This window comes from Streptomyces sp. NPDC002144 (genome assembly GCF_053593695.1).
On sequence record NZ_JBSFDB010000002.1, the window covers coordinates 142,121 to 158,282 of the forward strand.

The window sequence follows — 16,162 nt, forward strand, 5'->3', positions numbered from 1 at the left end:
GCTCACCCCTCACCGAGTGCTGGCGTGGAGGCCCCGGCGGCCCACTCGGCTCCGGTGTGCCGGCGGAAGGCGGCCACGGCGGTCTCCACGGTGGGGTAGAAGTGGGCCGGATCGATGGTGCGGGTGAGCCCGTAGCGCTCGATCTTCCGCCGCACCGGGTCCTTGAGTTCGGCGAACACGAGATGCACGTGCCGGGCGTTGAGCGCCACGTCGAGATCGACCAGGACATCGGCGGCGGTCGTGTCCACGTCCGTCATGGGCTCCGCCGCGATCACGATCCAGCGCGGCGGCGGGCTGCTGGCGGACAGCCGGCGCACCTCGTCGCGGAAGGTCTTGGCGTTGGCGAAGAACAGCGGCGCGTCGAACCGGTAGATCACCAGCCCGGGCAGCCGCTCGGCCTCGGGATAGGAACGGATGTCGTGGTAGCCCTCGATGCCCGGGACCCTGCCCAGCACGGTGTCGTACGGCCACCAGGCGCGCCGGAAGACGTTGAGGACGGAGAGCGTGACGGCGATCGCGATGCCGGGCAGCACCCCGAGCAGGGCCACACCGAGGAAGGCCGCGACCGACAGCAGGAACTCCACCCGCCGTTGCCGCCACAGCCGTACGGTCCCGGGAAGGTCGGCCAGCGAGAGCGACGCGGCGATGACCACGGCGGCGAGGGCGGGTTGGGGGAGGTTGCGGAAGAGGCCCGGTACCAGGACCAGCATGAGCACGATCAGGGTCGCTCCGACGACCCCGGTCAGCTGGCTCCTGGCGCCCGCGCGCTCGGCGACGGCCGTACGGGAGCCGCTCGCGCTAACGGGGAAGCCCTGGAAGAGGCCCGCCGCCAGGTTCGCGACCCCGACCGCCGCCATCTCCTGGTTGCCGCGGACCTCCTGACCGGTGCGGGCCGCGAACGCCGAGGAGTTGGAGATGGTGTCGGCGAGCGACACCACGGCGATGCCCAGCGCACCGCCGAACAGCGGCGCGAGGTCATCGACCCTCACATGCGGCACCGTGAACGGCGGGAAGCCCTCCGGCAGCGGTCCGACGAGTCGGACGCCGTGCTCACCGAGGCTGAGAACCGAGGACGCGAGGATCGCCAGCGTGACCATCACGAGCACCGCGGGGACCTTCGGGAGGAACCGCTGCAGCACGAGGATGAGCGCCAGTCCGCCGATTCCGACGGCGGCAGCGGCCGGCACGGTCGCCCCGTCGGCGAGTTTGCGGACGAGGCCGGCGCATTCCCCGATGAGGCTGTCCGACTCGACCTTGAAGCCCAGCAGCTTGGGCAGCTGACCGACGAGGATCGTCAGGGCCAGACCGTTCATGTAGCCGATCATCGTCGGCTTGGAGATCAGGTCGGCGATGAAACCGAGCCGCGCCACGGAGGCGAGGATCATGATGCCGGCGACCATGACGGCGAGCATCGACGCGAGCGCCACCGCCCGGTCCGGATCGCCGCCCGCCGTGACCAGGGGCAGGACTGCGGCGGCGATCATCGGTCCGAGCGAGGAGTCGGGGCCCAGCACCAGGATCCGGGAGGGACCGCACACCGCGTAGCCGAGCAGGCAGAGGATCGTCGTGTACAGACCCGTGATGGGCGGCAGACCCGCGAGTTCGGCGTACGCCATGCCCTGCGGCACCAGCAGCGTCGTCAGGGCGGCCCCGGCGACCACGTCCTTGACCAGCCAGGGCCGCCGGTAGTCCGACAGCGTGCGCACCCCGGGGACCGCCCGCAACCGGTCCACCGCCCAGTGGGTGTCGCTGCCGGTGGTCACGGGCACTCCTTCCGGCGGGAGGCGTCATGCCCCGGTCGGCCGTACCCTCGCAGAATCGACCGTCCCGACGCCCACGGCCTCACCCCCAGCGGGTGACCGGAGCCGCAGAGGCCCGCTCAGTCCTCGTCGCCGCTCGGGATCACCACGAGGAACGCGTCGGACTTCAGGTCCATGACGACCGTCGCCGGTTCGCCCTCGGCACGGCGCCTCGCCGCGTACTCCTCTGCCGGCCACGATCCGCGCGGAGCTCCCGCAGGAAACCGCTCCAACACCTTCGCGCCCATAGCAGCAGCACCTCCAGTTTCAACCTCGACTTCCGACAACGGCTGCGTAGTGTTCGCGTGCCCCCTATCGGCGCGGACATGTCCACTGTTGACGGTTGGACCTGTCGGCAGGGGTGAGCGCGGGCGGCTGCGGAGGCGCTGCATCCGCGACGGCGGCGACAGTGGAAGTGATCTCGGGGAGGGCAACTTCCGCGGAGGGACTGGAGCCGATGAACGCTGACGAGGACGCACCGGGTCTGAGGTGCCTGGTCACGGGGGCGACGGGGTACATCGGCGGCAGGCTGGTGCCCGAGCTTCTCGCCGCCGGTCATCGCGTGCGCTGCCTGGCCCGGTCGCCGGGCAAGCTGCGCGACCACCCCTGGGCCGGCCGGGTGGAGGTGGTGCGGGGCGACGTCACGGACGCCGGCTCCGTCGCCGTGGCCCTGCGCGGAGTCGACGTGGCCTACTACCTGGTGCACGCCCTGGGCACGGGCGAGGGTTTCGAGGAGACCGACCGCCGGGCCGCCCGCCTGTTCGGCGAGGCCGCCCGGGCCGCGGGCGTGCGGCGCATCGTCTATCTGGGCGGTCTGACACCCTCGGGCGTCCCGGAGCGGGAGTTGTCGCCGCATCTGCGCTCCCGGGCCGAAGTGGGCCGGATCCTGCTGGACTCGGGGGTGCCCACCACCGTGCTGCGGGCGGCCGTCGTCATCGGCTCGGGCTCGGCGTCCTTCGAGATGCTGCGCTACCTCACCGAACGCCTGCCGGTGATGATCACTCCCAGCTGGGTGCGCACCCGTATCCAGCCGGTGGCCGTGCGCGACGTGCTGCGCCAGCTCGTGGGCAGCGCCCGGATGCCGGCCGACGTCAACCGCGCCTTCGACATCGGCGGTCCGGACGTGCTGACCTACCGGGAGATGATGCTGCGCTACGCGGCCGTGGCCGGCCTGCCCCGGCGGATCATCGTGCCGCTGCCCGTCCTCACCCCGGGTCTGTCCAGTCACTGGGTCGGGCTGGTCACGCCGGTCCCGGCGGGGATCGCGCGACCGCTGACCGAGTCGCTGCGCCACGAGGTCGTCTGCCACGAGCGGGACATCGTCCGGTACGTGCCCGACCCTCCCGGGCATCCCATCGGTTTCGACGAGGCCGTACGGCTGGCCCTGCAGCGGGTCCGTGAGGCCCGGGTCGCCACCCGCTGGTCCTCGGCGTCCGTGCCCGGTGCGCCCAGCGACCCGCTGCCCACCGACCCCGACTGGGCGGGCGGCAGCCTGTACAGCGACGAGCGGGAGGTGTTCGTCGACGGCTCCCCGGAGGCCCTGTGGCGGGTGATCGAGGGCATCGGCGGCGACAACGGCTGGTACTCCTTCCCGCTCGCCTGGGCGGTGCGGGGCCGTCTCGACCGGCTCGTGGGCGGTGTGGGACTGCGCCGGGGGCGCCGTGACGGGGCCCGGCTGCGGGCCGGCGACTCGCTGGACTTCTGGCGCGTGGAGGAGATCGAGCCGGGCCGTCTGCTGCGGCTGCGCGCCGAGATGCGCCTGCCGGGACTCGCCTGGCTGGAGATGCGCGTCGGGACATGTCCCGACGGCCGCACCCGCTACGTACAGCGGGCCCTGTTCCATCCGCACGGGCTGCTCGGGCACGCCTACTGGTGGAGCGTCTCCCCCTTCCACGCCGTCGTCTTCGGCGGCATGGCCCGCAACATCGCCCTCGCGGCGGCCCGCGAGCCGGTCACCCCAGCGAGGGAACACGCACCCAGCGGTTGACGGCCGCATCCGCCGTGTCCACAGCGTCGGAAGCATGTCACCGAAACGCCGTACACCCGCCCCCGGAGCACCACCATGAACGTCTCGATCGTCCTGTTCACCGCCGATCTCCGCCTGCACGACCACCCGCCTCTGCGGGCGGCGAACTCGTCCCGCGAGGTCGTACCGCTCTTCGTCCGGGACAGGGGCGTGACCGGCGCGGGGTTCGCCGCGTCCAACCGGCTCGCGTTCCTCGCCGACTGTCTGCGGGATCTCGACGGCGGGCTGCGCGAGCGCGGCGGCCGGCTGATCGTGCGCTCCGGTGACGTCGTCGAGGAGGTGTGCAAGGTGGCCGCCGAGACGGACGCCGACGAGGTGCACATGGCCGCCGACGTCAGCGCGTACGCGCACCGGCGCGAGTTGCGGCTGCGCCGCGCGCTGGAGGCGGAGGGGCGGCGGCTGCACGTCCACGACACCGTGACCACGGCCGTGCCGCCCGGGGCGCTGACCCCGGCTTCCTCGGACCACTTCGCCGTCTTCACCCCGTACTACCGGCAGTGGACCGGGGTGCACCTGCGTGAGGCGCTGGCGGCGCCGCGCGGCCTCCGCGTCCCGGACGGCGTCGGCTCCGAGGAGCTTCCCTCGCGCACGGGCCTTCAGGGGCTCTCGGCGGGGCTGGCCGAGGGCGGGGAGACGGCGGGCCGCAGGCTCCTGGCCTCGTGGCTGGGTGCCGGGATCGCGTCGTACGAGGACCGGCACGACGACCTGGCCGGCGACGGCACGTCCCGTCTCTCGCCGCACCTGCACTTCGGCACGCTCTCCCCCGTCGAGCTCGTCCACCGGGCGCGCGCGGCGGGCGGCCCGGGCGCGGAGGCGTTCGTACGGCAGCTCGCCTGGCGGGACTTCCACCGGCAGGTGCTGGCCGCGCGCCCCGCCGCCGCCGGCGCCGACTACCGCACCAAGCGCGACCGCTGGCGCTCCGAGCGCACCGCCCGCGAGGACGTGCGGGCCTGGAAGGAGGGCCGCACGGGCTACCCGGTGATCGACGCGGCGATGCGGCAGCTGCGCCACGAGGGCTGGATGCACAACCGCGGACGGCTGCTGACCGCGAGCTTCCTCACCAAGACCCTCTACGTCGACTGGCGGGTGGGCGCCCGGCACTTCCTGGAGCTCCTGGTCGACGGCGATGTGGCCAACAACCAGCTCAACTGGCAGTGGATGGCGGGCACCGGCACCGACAGCCGCCCCAACCGTGTCCTCAACCCCGTCACCCAGGCCAGGCGCTACGACCCCGACGGGGCGTACGTCCGCCGCTGGGTCCCCGAGCTCGCCGCCGTCGAGGGCCCCGCGGTGCATGAGCCGTGGAAGCTCCAGGGCCTGGACCGCGCCGCCATCGACGACTACCCGGATCCCGTGGTGGAGTTCTCCGCCGGTCTCGCCCGCTTCAGGCAGGGGCGCGGCGGCGACTGAGCGCTGTCTACCGCGGTGATTCGGTGCGGTGTGTGCCGGAGAGGACGGCGAGGGCGTCCTCGAGACTGGAGGGCCTGAGCATGCCGCGGGCCGACCGGCCGGACCAGCCGGGTCCGCCGAGTACCACCACGGGCCGACGGCGTGCGCCCTTCATCCCCCACTGGGTGCCGGCCAGATGACCGGCCAACGGCGCACTCGCGGTGGAGCGCGCCTGCGCCCACAGCACCACGGCCGACGGTCCCAGGCGCTGCACCGCCGCCGCGAGCGCCTCCGCCGGTACGGCGGCGCCGAACATCCGGGTGGGCACGTCGAGTTCGCCCAGCGCGGCGTTGAGCGCCTCGATCGGCAGGGTGTGCTGTTCGCCGGGTACGCAGGCCAGCAGCACGGGCCCGGTGACCGCTGCCTCGGCACTTGGTGCGGGGGGCCGGGTACTGCGCCGCAGGACGGTGGAGACATGCCAGGAGAGCAGGTGCTCGACCTCCACGTAGCGGTCGCCGGACGACGCCCACTTGCGGCCCACGGCGTGCAGGGTCGGCACCATCACCTCCTGCCACGCGACGACGACTCCGTACCGCGCCACCGCCCCGGTCAGCTGCTCCTCGACGGCCGGGGCGTCCAGGCGTACGGCGGCGCGGGCCAGCCCCCGGCACTCCAGACGCACGTCTCCGAGGGGCAGCGAGCCGGCGGCCTTCGAGCGTTCCGGTGCCGCCGGCTCCACGGGCTGCGCGGGTGTGTCCGAGGGCGCGCCGGCCGTCTTCTTGGCGGCGCGCGCGGCCTCGGCGGGCGGTACCCCCGACGAGGTCAGACGGCACATCGCCTCGAGCACCGCGACGTCCCGGGGGCTCCACCGCCGGTGCCGCCCGTCCGCCCGGACCTCGGGGCCGATGCCGTAGCGCCGGTCCCAGGAGCGCAGCGTGGTGGGCGACACGCCCAGCCGACGGGCCAGTGAACCGGTCGTCAGGGAAACGGGAGCCTGGCTCATGACAGGACTATACGAGGCAGAAACGACGCAAGTTCCCGGCCTCGTGGCATCTCAGGTCACCGGGCCGGTGTCCGGCCGGGCCGTGTGGTGCGGGTGGCCGCCGGTGCGTCGCTTCTCCTTCAGCTCGGCCTCGAAGAGATGGTCCTTGCCGTCGGCCAGCTCATCGCGCGCCTGGGACTCGATGGCCTTGAAGGGCTCGTAATAGGTCGAGTTGTAGGCCTCGACGACCTGGAACGTCCAGTGGCCCGGGATCACGTTGCGGCCCAGGACCTCCTGCCGCACGCGCTCCGCCCACTCACCGTGTCCCGCCTCGCGCAGCAGCTTCACGGCTCGGTCCAGTTCGAAGTCGGCACCACCGGTCAGCTGGTGGAAGGCGTACAGGTGGCCGCGTGCTCGCTCGGTGGTCTCCAGTGCTTTCGACAGGGCGCCCAGGGCGTCCACCGTGGTGTCGGAGACTCCGTCGGGGCGCCGGTGGGCCTGGTCAGGGCCGTCGGTGTGCTGGTTCATAGGCCTATGTGTGTCCCGGTCCGCGGCTTTTCCACCCATGCCCGGAATGTTCTAGACGCGAGCGCCCGCGTCGAAGGAGATCCACACGTCCGGCGGCAGGTCGGGGCGGTCCGGGACCGGGCGGGTCTCCTCGGTCCAGGCGTCCGGGGCGAGGGCGGCGGCGACGCGGCGCCAGAAGGTGACGGCGGGCTCGTTCTCGTATTGGAAGGCGATCTCCCACGGGCCGGGGTGGCGCCGCACCACCTCACGAACCGCGCGTGTCCCGATGCCCTCGCGGCGCGCGCCCCGCACGACGAAGAAGCTGTTCAGCATGCGTGTCGGGCCGTTCAGCCCGCGGACGAACGCGAACCCCACGGGCCGTTCGTCACGAAGGAAGAGGTACGGTGCCCACCCTTCCTCGGTGAAGGCGGCATCGACCCAGTCGCTGCGGAAGGTCCCGTCGGGGTTGGGCAGGACACCCATGAATCCGGACAGGTCATGACGGAACAGCAGCCATAACCGCTCGACGGTGGGGCGGTCCTCGGCGGTGGCGGGGCGGACGATCACGTCGGGCACGGGGCTCCTGCCTTTCAGGGGGCACGGGAAAAGCCTCCCCGGGCGGATGGTGGTCCGCCCGAGGAGGCTTCACGGATGACGAGACTCTAGCTCAGGCGCCGCACGGGCGCCGCGCCTTTTTCAGGTGGCCGCCGGCTCCGGTTCCGGCGGGGTCAGGTACTCCTCGGAGATCTCCTTCGGGCCGAACGGCCACACCTTCTCGAAGCGCGCCCACAGCACGTACGCGAGACAGCCGAGGGCCAGCCAGGCCAGCGACCACTCGATGGGATGGCGACCGGGCGAGTTCTTGTCGGCGTATCCGTAGATCACGCACCAGCCGACGAAGGCGACGATGCTCGGCACCGGGTAGAGCCACATGCGGTACGGCCGTTTCAGCGTCGGCTGCCGCTTGCGCAGCACCGTCAGGGCGATGATCTGGGCCAGCGCCTGGACGATGACCATCACCGTGGTCAGCAGCTGGATCAGGGTCGCGAGGTCGGTGTGCCGGCCGATGAGGAAGCCGATCGCCGTGAACACGCCCATGGTCGCAAGCCCCAGCATCGGGAAGCGGTGCTTGGGGTGCAGCTTGGCGTAGGGGCGGAAGAAGACCCGCTCACGGGCCGCGTCGTAGGGAACCCGCGAGCCGCCGAGCAGGCCGGTGAAGACGGAGGCGAAGGCCGTGATCAGGATGAGCACGGTGACCGTGTCGGCGGCCGCCTTGCCCCAGGTCTTCTCCAGCACCGCCGAGGCCACCGAGGTGGAGGCGATGTCCTTGGCGTCCGTCATCCGGTGCCAGTCGATCACACCCAGCGTGCCGATCTGCAGCAGCAGGTAGATCGTCATGATGCCGAGGATGGCGTAGATGATCGAGCGGGGCAGGACCCGGCCGGGGTCCTTGATCTCGGCACCCATGTAGGCCGTGGTGTTGTAGCCGAGGTAGTCGTAGATGCCGATGGTCAGACCGGCCGCGAAGCCGATCCAGAAGGTGTTGCTGCCCAGGTCGAAGGCGTGGGCGGGGTAGGTGAAGGCGAGGTGCGCGCTGAAGTCGGTCGCCGCGGCGAGGATCACCAGCACCACGGAGGCGATCATGACCGCCCACATCACCGCGGTGATCCGGGCGATGTTCTCGATGCCCCGCCACAGCAGGACGACCACGAGGACGATGACGCCGAGGCCGATCAGATCGCCCTGGGTCTTGGTCAGGTCCGGGGCCAGGTAGCCCAGGTACTGGACGAAGCCGACCACGCCGGTCGACATGATCAGCGGGATGAAGAGCATCGCCGTCCAGACGAACAGGAACGGCATCAGCCGGCCCGTGCGGTACTGGAATGCCTGGCGCAGATAGACGTAACTGCCGCCGGAACCGGGCATCGCGGCGCCCAGTTCGGCCCACACCAGTCCGTCGGCGAGGGCGAGGACCGCTCCCGCGACGAACCCGATCACCGCCTGCGGACCGCCGAAGGCGGCGACCATCAGCGGGATCGTGACGAACGGGCCGATGCCGCACATCTGGCTCATGTTGATGGCGGTGGCCTGGAACAGGCCTACGCGACGGACGAAACCACCATTGGGTGGCGGACTACCGGACATGGGGACTCCCGAGGCACCGGGCGCTGGGCAGCCCAAGGCTGGCCCGGCGAGGCTGACTGGCGGATAAAGTTAAGGAGCCTTACTTGATGCGTCAAGAGGGCCCAACGGATAAGTGAGAATGGTGCGATGCCCGCCAGTGACGCCGTAGACCAGCAGGAACAGCCCTGGAACCGCCGGCGGCTGCGCAGCACCAACGAGCGCCTGCTGCTCGACCGGCTGCGGGCCGCGGGGGCGGCCTCTCGTGCCCAGCTCGCGCGGGAGACGGGTCTGTCCAAGCCGACGGTGTCCAGCGCCCTCGCCTCCCTGGCAGCGGCGGGACTCGTGCACGAGGTGGGTACCCACGCACCGGAAAGAGGCCGCATCGCCGTTCTGTACGCACCCGACCCGGCGGCCGGCTACGCGCTCGGCATCGACGTCGGCCGCAGCTGGCTGCGGGTCGCGGTCGCCGACCTGGACGGCTCGGTGGTCGCCCGTTCCGAGGTGCGCAACCGGGCCCGCAGCTCCCGGGCCATGGCCGACCTGGTGGTGGCGACGGCCCGCCAGGTGGTCGCCGGTTCCGGGGTGGCGCCGGACGAGGTGGTGCACGCGGTGGTGGGCACGCCGGGGGTGTACGACGAGAAGCAGCACCGGGTGCGGTACGCGATGCATCTGCCGGGCTGGGGGCGGGCCGGGCTCTTCGACCGGATGCGGGAGGAGCTGGGCGTGCCGCTGGAGGTGCACAACGACGCCAATCTGGCCGCGCTCGGCGAGTACACCTACGGCGTCGGCGCGGGCAGCAGGCTGTTCTTGTACATCCTGATCGGCACCGGGCTCGGCATGGGCGTGGTCAGCGAGGGGCGGCTGTTCACGGGGGCGCACGGGCTGGCCGGGGAGATCGGGTTCCTGCCGTGGCCGGGACAGCAGAAGCCGGAGCGGCTGGAGGACGCGGTGTCGGGGGTGGCCGTGGTGGAGGCGGCGCGCCGGTTCGGGATGAGCGGGCAGCTCACCGCGAAGGCCGTGTTCGACGCGGCCCGGCGGGGGGACGAGGCGGCGGTAAGGGCGGTGCGGCTGGAGGGCGAGCGGATCGCGCACACCGTCGCGGCCGCGGCGGCCGTGCTCGACCCCGATCTCGTGGTGCTCGGCGGCGGAGTCGGCCACAGCGTGGACCTGCTGCTCAAGCCGGTGCGGGATCATCTGCGGACGCTGACCCCGCTGCGGCCGCGGATCGCGCCCAGCCGGCTCGGCGAGGACGCGGTGCTGCTGGGCGCGGTGGCGACGGCGCTCGGGACGGCCCGGGACGTGGTGTTCGAGCGCCGTTCGGCCGCGTCCTGAGCAACTCGCGCGGGCGCCACGGTGATTGACACGGCCCACGAGGCGCCTTAGCGTGACCCGCGTTAGTAAAGTTTCCTAACTTTACGAAAGGGCTGGAGACTCCGTGAACAGACACCGTCTCGCCACGGCCGCCGTAGTCCTGGGTCTGCTGGGTCCCCTGACGACCAGCGCCTGGGCCGACCCCCACCACCGGGCCGCCCCACCGGGCCGGCTCACCCGGGTCCCGTCCGCCGCGGGCAGTACGACCGCGTTATCCGGCTACGCGATCCAGTCGACGGCGAAGGTCTCCGACCCGGCGGCCGACGTCTCCTCGCCCGGCTATCCGGCGACCGGCTGGTATCCGGCCGGCCCCCGCTCCACGGTCCTCGCGGCCCTGCTCGCCGACGGCGTCCACGCCGACCCCTTCTACTCGACCAACCAGCAGAAGATCCCCAAGGCCGACTTCCAGGTCCCCTGGTGGTACCGCTCCGACTTCACGGTCGCCGACACCGCCGAGCGCACCTACCTCGACTTCAGCGGGGTGATCTCGGCGGCCGACGTCTACGTCAACGGCAAGCAGGTCGCCACCACGAAGGACGTCACCGGCGCCTACACCGACCACGAACTGGACGTCACGTCACTGGTCCGTCAGGGCACGAACACCGTGGCGTTCCGGATCCAGCCCAACGACCCGAACAAGAACCTCACCATGGGCTGGATCGACTGGCTGCAGCCGCCGCCCGACGAGAACATGGGCATCGTCCGTGACGTCGTCGTCCGGCGCGGCGGCCCGGTCGCCCTGCGGGACGCCCACGTGGTGACGAAGCTGGACGTCCCCTCGCTCGCCTCGGCCGACCTCACCGTCAAGGCGCAGGCCCGCAACGACTCCGACGCGCCGGTGACGGCCACGGTCTCCGGCAGCATCGGTCCGACGACGTTCACCCGGTCCGTCTCCCTCGCCGCGCACGAGACGAAGACCGTCACCTTCACCCCGTCCGACGTGCCCGGCCTCCACCTCACCTCCCCGAAGGTCTGGTGGCCGGCCGGCATGGGCGGCCAGCCCCTGTACGACCTGAACCTCACCGCGTCCGTCTCCGGCGCCCCCTCCGACACCGCGCACCAGAGCTTCGGCATCCGTGACGTCCAGGCGCCGCTGAACTCCGACGGCGCCCGCCAGTACCGCGTCAACGGCCGCAAGCTGCTGATCAAGGGCGGCGGCTGGTCGCCGGACGAGTTCCTGCGCTGGGACCGGACGTACGTCGAGGACCGACTGAAGTACGCCCTCGACCTGGGCCTCAACACCATCCGCCTCGAGGGCCACCTCGAACCCGACGAGTTCTTCGACCTCGCCGACCGCTACGGCATCCTCACGCTGCCCGGCTGGGAGTGCTGCGACAAGTGGGAGGGCCAGGTCAACGGGGGCGAGTCCGGCGACAAGTGGACGGCCGCCGACTACCCGGTCGCCCAGGCGTCGATGGCCGCCGAGGCCGCCCGGCTGCGCGACCACCCGAGCGTGATCTCCTTCCTCATCGGCAGCGACTTCGCCCCCGACGCGACGATCGAGAAGAACTACCTCGACGCCCTGAAGGCCGCCGACTGGAGCGCCCCCGTCGTGGCCGCCGCCTCCGACAACTCCTCACCGCAGCTGGGCAGTTCGGGCATGAAGATGACCGGCCCCTACGACTGGATCCCGCCCAACTACTGGTACGCCAAGCGCGAGGGCGGTGCGACCGGCTTCAACTCCGAGACCAGCGCGGGCCCCGACATCCCCACCCTCGACACGCTGCGCCGCATGATGAGCCCGGCCGAACTCGACACCCTGTGGAAGGACCCGGGCGCCAAGCAGTACCACCGCTCGCCGTCCTCCACCTTCGGCACCCTCAAGCTCTACGACAACGCCCTCACCGGCCGCTACGGCGCCCCGACCAGCCTCACCGACTACGTCAGCAAGGCCCAGCTCGCGCAGTACGAGAACGTCCGGGCGCAGTTCGAGGCGTACGGGCGCAACGCCACCGACGCCGCCAAGCCCTCGACGGGCGTCGTCTACTGGATGTTCAACAGCGGCTGGACCTCGCTGCACTGGCAGCTGATGGACCGTTACCTCGACCAGGGCGGCGCCTACTTCGGGGCCAAGAAGGCGAACGAGCCACTGCACGTCCAGTACAGCTACGACGACCGCTCGGTGGTCGTCGTCGACAACCGGCACGCATCGGCCTCCGGGCTCACGGTCCGGGCGACGCTGTTCAACCCCGACGGCACGCAGAAGTACGACAAGACGGTCACCGGGGTGAAGGTCAACGGCGACGGCGCGCACGCCTCTCCCCTCACCCTGCCCTCGTCGGTGAGCGGACTGGCGACGACGTATCTGCTGCGGCTGACCCTGACCGACGGCTCCGGCAAGGAGGTCGGCCGGAACGTCTACTGGCTGTCCAGCAAGCCCGACACGCTCGACTGGGCCAACACCGACTGGTACTACACGCCGACGACCAGCTACGCCGACCTCAAGGGGCTGACCTCGATGGCGCAGGTGCCGGTGTCGGCCACGGCGTCGACGGCGTCCTCGGGCGGTACGTCCACCACGACCGTGACCCTGCGCAACACCGGGAGCGGGAAGACGCCGTCGCTGCTCACCGACGTCCATCTCGTGGACGCGAAGGGGCAGCCGGTGCTGCCGGTCCAGTGGTCGGACAACGAGGTGAGTCTGTGGCCGGGTGAGTCGGCGACGCTGACCGTCACCTACCGGACGGCGGATCTGCGCGGTTCCGCGCCGGCCGTCAGGGTCTCCGGCTGGAACACGGCGGAGCGGACGGTTCCGGCCGGGGCGCCGGAACCGTCCGGTCGGCTCAGCTCACGTTGAGCGCGGTGTCGTCGATGACGAAGGACGTCTGGAGGGTCGACCCCTCGACGCCGGTGAACTTGATGGTGGCGGTCGTGCCGGCCAGCGAGGAGACGTCGAAGGACTTCAGGACGTATCCGGAGGTGGCGTTGAGGTTCGAGTACGTGGCCAGGGTGGTGGATCCGGCGGTGACCGTCAGTTTGTCGTAGGCGGTGCCGGTGGTGGTCTCCGCGGTGTCCACGTGCAGGTAGAAGCTGAGGGTCGCGGAGCAGCCGGACGGGATGGTCACCGACTGCGACAGGGTGTCGGTGTGGGCCGATCCGTAGCCGTCGAGCCAGGCCTTGTAGGAGCCAGTGCGGGCGGCCTCGCTGCTGGAGTTGGTGATGACGCCGCTGCTGGCGGCCCAGGTGGTGTTGCCCGACTCGAAGCCGTTGTTGCCGAGCAGCTGGGCGGCGGTGCAGGTGCCGGTGCCCCCGCCGCCTCCGCCGCCACTGCTGCTGCCGTCCCCGGCCAGCCACGCGGTGGCGTTCAGGGCGAGGGCGGCGTTGGTGGCGCCGGAGTCGTTCCAGCCGTCGTAGAGGGTGTTGCCGGACTGGCCGGTGCCGTCGTCGATCGGCGAGCTGTCGCCCCAGAAGGCGACGCGGCCGCTGCCGAAGGTGGACGTCAGGAAGAAGGCGCCGGTGTTGCCGGAGTAGCCGGAGCGGTAGACCAGGCCCTTGACGGAGGAGTTGTCGGACGGCTTGAGGGTGGCCGTCGTGCCGTCGGCGATGAGGCTCTTGGTGACCGTGCCGAAGGAGCCGTGCAGCACCGGGTCACTGCTGTCGCTGATCGCGGCCGGGTAGCCGGAGCTGATGTCCAGCGAGTCGATGGAGAAGCCGAACGGGTCGGTGGAGTCGACGCTGTTGTTGGTCATCAGGTCGTTGAGGATCTCGACCGCGTCCTCGCCGTCGTTGTTGCGGTCGGCGCCGGTGTGGTCGGAGATCATGAACAGGCCGCCGCCGTTCTTCACGAAGTTCATGATCGCCGTCTTCTCGGCGGACGTGAACAGCGTGTTCGGCTCCGGCAGGACCAGGGTGTCGAAGTTCGACAGGTCCGTGGACGACGAGCCGCCGTAGGTGAGGGCGCTGGTGGCGGTCTTCAGGCTGTAGCTGCCGGTCCTCTGCAGGGCGACGCCCCACGACGACAACGCGCCGGTCCAGTCCGTCTCGGCGGACGGGGAGGAGTCCTGGGCGAGCGGGTCGGGCTTGCTGGTGGAGATGATCCAGTCGGCGTTGCCGGCTTCCTCGGCGTGGCCGTCGTCGAACAGGACGCGGTGCGTGGTGGCCGCGTGGGCGGGCGTGGCCGGGGTGGCGACCTGGAGGGCGGCCCCGGTGACGAGCAGGCCGAGGCCGGCCAGGGCGGTGGTGAGTCCGCGGCGGGATCTTCTGGATCGGAGCATCCGTCGAACCTCCGTGAGGGGGTGGGGTAGAGGCGGTGCGGGCGCCAATCTGCGCGCGTAGATGGGGGGTTCGGACTTCTACACGCGTTGAACGCTTGAAAGGTACATGGCATGGCGGCCGTGTGAACAGAAAGTCCCGGCAATAACCGGCGTGGACTGCTTCCGCATTCTGGGGGCAGAGAGAAGGTGCGGGGGTACGGACGAAGAGGGGCAGAAATGGAGATCGCTGGCATCGTCAGTGCCATTCTCATCGGCATCGTCATCGGCGTGCTGGGTCGCCTCGTGGTTCCCGGGCGTCAGCGCATCGGCATTCTGTGGACCATCCTCGTCGGCATCGTGGCCGCGCTGATCGGCTCGGCGATCGCCGCCGGACTCGGGGTCCAGGACACCAAGGGCGTCGACTGGATCGAGTGGCTCATCCAGATCGGTCTGGCGGCGGTCGGCGTGGCCGCGCTGGACCGGGCGAAGGCACACCGCTGACGGCGGCCGGAAGACCGTAGGACGAGTGCGCGGGTCCGGACGGCCGTTGCTGCGCGACACCGAGCCGGGCCCGCCGATGCGGCTCCCCTCGACGATCGGCGGGCCCGCCGCCTCGACCGTGCGCCCCGAGCGGGAGAGTCGGGCGCCGGGAGGCTCTCCCCCGTAAGTCAGGTTCCCAGCTGCGGCCTTGCGTGGCGGGGGGCCGTTCGGCCTCCGGCTCCGGTCCGAACGGCCCTCGTCCGAACGGCCCTCGTCCGAACGGCCCCGGTCGACCGGTCAACGGTGCGCGGCCAGCGCTGCCAGACCGTCCCGGCAGGACGGGTGCACGGGCGTCCAGCCGAGCTCCCGCTCCGCCTTCGCCGAGGACACGCGCATGTTCGTCGCGAACATGGTGTGCGCGTAGGACATCGGGCGGGTCAGCCACCGTGGCACGGTCATCGGCCTGGGCAGGCCGAACTCCTCGGCCACGCACTGGACATGAGCGCGGAAACCGAACGGGGTGCGGTCGGTGATGTTGTACGCCTGGCCGGCCCGGCCGTGTTCGACGGCGGCGACGACCGCGCGGGCCGCGTCGGTCAGCTCGATCCACGGCAGCAGCCGGCCGTGGTCGGCGGGAACGGGCAACTGCCGCTTGCGCAGCATGGGCAGGATCGCGTCGGTGCCGCCGGGACCGTAGAACAGGCCGAAGCGCAGCGAGATGCCCGCCATCCCGGCGGCCTCGAAGGTGAGTTGTTCCTTGACGCGCATGCCCTCGACATGCCGCTCCAGCTGAGGGGTGGTGCCGCGCGGACCGAACACGTCGTCCTCGGTGATGACGTGGTCGCCGAAGTCCCCGTAGCCGTAGCCGAAGACCATCGACTCGCTGATCAGGCGCCGGGCGCCGGTGGCCTGTGCGGCCTCGACGAGATGGGCGGTTCCCTCGGTCCGCAGGGCGTCGGTGGCGTACATGTCGCGGTGGCGCATGGGCGCCTTGCGCAGGGCGGTGACGGCGTGGATGACGGTGTCGAAGTGCTGCCCGTCGACGGCGCGCAGCAGCGCGTCGCGGTCCATCAGGTCCGCCCGTACGCCGTTCGCCGGGCCGCGCCCGAGGCCGGTGACCTTGTGGCCCGCCTCGGTCAGCGCGCGCGTGATGTGACCGCCGAGGACGCCGCTGGCGCCCGCGAGGAGGATGCTCTGGCTCTTCTGGTTCGTCGTCATGCCCCTGCGACGGATCGAACCGCCGCGGATGTGACATCCGGTCCCTGGGCCGCGCCAGGGCCCTTCTGATGGA

13 protein-coding genes are annotated in these 16,162 nt (G+C 71.3%); 5 read left to right on the top strand and 8 right to left on the bottom strand.

Annotated features, from left to right (window positions below):
- Nucleotides 1-2 precede the first annotated feature (2 nt).
- Complete coding sequence (locus ACWCQ1_RS03120; protein WP_358600117.1) at nucleotides 3-1,763, bottom strand: SulP family inorganic anion transporter; 1,761 nt, start codon at nucleotides 1,761-1,763, stop codon at nucleotides 3-5.
- A gap of 116 nt (nucleotides 1,764-1,879) precedes the next feature.
- A complete protein-coding gene (locus ACWCQ1_RS03125) occupies nucleotides 1,880-2,047 on the bottom strand; it encodes a hypothetical protein (RefSeq protein ID WP_165955108.1) in 168 nt (55 codons plus the stop codon).
- Nucleotides 2,048-2,256: 209 nt separating this feature from the next.
- Between ACWCQ1_RS03125 and ACWCQ1_RS03130 the strand changes: the two genes are divergently transcribed.
- The gene (locus ACWCQ1_RS03130) at nucleotides 2,257-3,786 is read left to right on the top strand and encodes an SDR family oxidoreductase (RefSeq protein WP_358600120.1); all 1,530 of its coding nucleotides are present in this window, start codon (nucleotides 2,257-2,259) and stop codon (nucleotides 3,784-3,786) included.
- Nucleotides 3,787-3,861: 75 nt separating this feature from the next.
- Nucleotides 3,862-5,235, top strand: a complete 1,374-nt coding sequence (locus ACWCQ1_RS03135) for a cryptochrome/photolyase family protein (protein WP_358600122.1) — start codon at nucleotides 3,862-3,864, stop codon at nucleotides 5,233-5,235.
- Nucleotides 5,236-5,242: 7 nt separating this feature from the next.
- Here ACWCQ1_RS03135 and ACWCQ1_RS03140 read toward each other — a convergent pair whose 3' ends face one another.
- The 4 genes from ACWCQ1_RS03140 to ACWCQ1_RS03155 form a co-directional block, all read right to left on the bottom strand.
- Nucleotides 5,243-6,217 (bottom strand): MerR family transcriptional regulator, encoded by a 975-nt coding sequence (locus tag ACWCQ1_RS03140; protein WP_358600125.1) that lies wholly within the window; start codon nucleotides 6,215-6,217, stop codon nucleotides 5,243-5,245.
- 51 nt (nucleotides 6,218-6,268) lie between these two features.
- Entirely contained in the window at nucleotides 6,269-6,724 is a 456-nt protein-coding gene (locus ACWCQ1_RS03145; protein WP_358600128.1) for a hypothetical protein, read from the bottom strand.
- A gap of 51 nt (nucleotides 6,725-6,775) precedes the next feature.
- Nucleotides 6,776-7,279: a GNAT family N-acetyltransferase gene (locus tag ACWCQ1_RS03150; protein WP_451025713.1), complete on the bottom strand. Its 504-nt coding sequence runs from the start codon at nucleotides 7,277-7,279 to the stop codon at nucleotides 6,776-6,778.
- Between the two features lie 120 nt (nucleotides 7,280-7,399).
- Nucleotides 7,400-8,848, bottom strand: a complete 1,449-nt coding sequence (locus ACWCQ1_RS03155) for an APC family permease (protein ID WP_358600131.1) — start codon at nucleotides 8,846-8,848, stop codon at nucleotides 7,400-7,402.
- Between the two features lie 126 nt (nucleotides 8,849-8,974).
- On the opposite strand from ACWCQ1_RS03155, the gene ACWCQ1_RS03160 reads away from it, so the two are divergent.
- Both ACWCQ1_RS03160 and ACWCQ1_RS03165 read left to right on the top strand, forming a co-directional pair.
- Nucleotides 8,975-10,159, top strand: a complete 1,185-nt coding sequence (locus ACWCQ1_RS03160; RefSeq protein ID WP_451025714.1) for an ROK family protein — start codon at nucleotides 8,975-8,977, stop codon at nucleotides 10,157-10,159.
- A gap of 103 nt (nucleotides 10,160-10,262) precedes the next feature.
- The gene (locus ACWCQ1_RS03165) at nucleotides 10,263-12,995 is read left to right on the top strand and encodes a glycoside hydrolase family 2 protein (RefSeq protein ID WP_451025715.1); all 2,733 of its coding nucleotides are present in this window, start codon (nucleotides 10,263-10,265) and stop codon (nucleotides 12,993-12,995) included.
- Here ACWCQ1_RS03165 and ACWCQ1_RS03170 read toward each other — a convergent pair.
- The gene (locus ACWCQ1_RS03170) at nucleotides 12,982-14,412 is read right to left on the bottom strand and encodes a hydrolase (protein ID WP_358600140.1); all 1,431 of its coding nucleotides are present in this window, start codon (nucleotides 14,410-14,412) and stop codon (nucleotides 12,982-12,984) included. The two genes, ACWCQ1_RS03165 and ACWCQ1_RS03170, sit on opposite strands and share 14 nt — an antisense overlap.
- A 216-nt stretch (nucleotides 14,413-14,628) precedes the next feature.
- Here ACWCQ1_RS03170 and ACWCQ1_RS03175 point away from each other — a divergent pair, with 216 nt between their 5' ends.
- On the top strand, nucleotides 14,629-14,892 hold the full coding sequence (locus ACWCQ1_RS03175; protein ID WP_358600143.1) for a GlsB/YeaQ/YmgE family stress response membrane protein: 264 nt from the start codon (nucleotides 14,629-14,631) through the stop codon (nucleotides 14,890-14,892).
- 276 nt (nucleotides 14,893-15,168) lie between these two features.
- Here ACWCQ1_RS03175 and ACWCQ1_RS03180 read toward each other — a convergent pair whose 3' ends face one another.
- Nucleotides 15,169-16,089 carry an NAD-dependent epimerase/dehydratase family protein gene (locus tag ACWCQ1_RS03180; RefSeq protein ID WP_358600146.1) on the bottom strand — a complete coding sequence of 307 codons (921 nt, stop codon included), beginning with the start codon at nucleotides 16,087-16,089 and terminating at the stop codon, nucleotides 15,169-15,171.
- Between the last annotated feature and the right edge of the window lie 73 nt (nucleotides 16,090-16,162).

Excerpts from the sequence above, each read along its gene's own strand:
- ACWCQ1_RS03140 (WP_358600125.1), bottom strand. The coding sequence starts at position 6,217 with ATGAGCCAGGCTCCCGTTTCCCTGACGACCGGTTCACTGGCCCGTCGG.
- ACWCQ1_RS03130 (WP_358600120.1), top strand. The coding sequence starts at position 2,257 with ATGAACGCTGACGAGGACGCACCGGGTCTGAGGTGCCTGGTCACGGGG.
- ACWCQ1_RS03160 (WP_451025714.1), top strand. The coding sequence starts at position 8,975 with ATGCCCGCCAGTGACGCCGTAGACCAGCAGGAACAGCCCTGGAACCGC.
- ACWCQ1_RS03170 (WP_358600140.1), bottom strand. The coding sequence starts at position 14,412 with ATGCTCCGATCCAGAAGATCCCGCCGCGGACTCACCACCGCCCTGGCC.
- ACWCQ1_RS03125 (WP_165955108.1), bottom strand. The coding sequence starts at position 2,047 with ATGGGCGCGAAGGTGTTGGAGCGGTTTCCTGCGGGAGCTCCGCGCGGA.
- ACWCQ1_RS03145 (WP_358600128.1), bottom strand. The coding sequence starts at position 6,724 with ATGAACCAGCACACCGACGGCCCTGACCAGGCCCACCGGCGCCCCGAC.
- ACWCQ1_RS03155 (WP_358600131.1), bottom strand. The coding sequence starts at position 8,848 with ATGTCCGGTAGTCCGCCACCCAATGGTGGTTTCGTCCGTCGCGTAGGC.
- ACWCQ1_RS03135 (WP_358600122.1), top strand. The coding sequence starts at position 3,862 with ATGAACGTCTCGATCGTCCTGTTCACCGCCGATCTCCGCCTGCACGAC.
- ACWCQ1_RS03180 (WP_358600146.1), bottom strand. The coding sequence starts at position 16,089 with ATGACGACGAACCAGAAGAGCCAGAGCATCCTCCTCGCGGGCGCCAGC.
- ACWCQ1_RS03175 (WP_358600143.1), top strand. The coding sequence starts at position 14,629 with ATGGAGATCGCTGGCATCGTCAGTGCCATTCTCATCGGCATCGTCATC.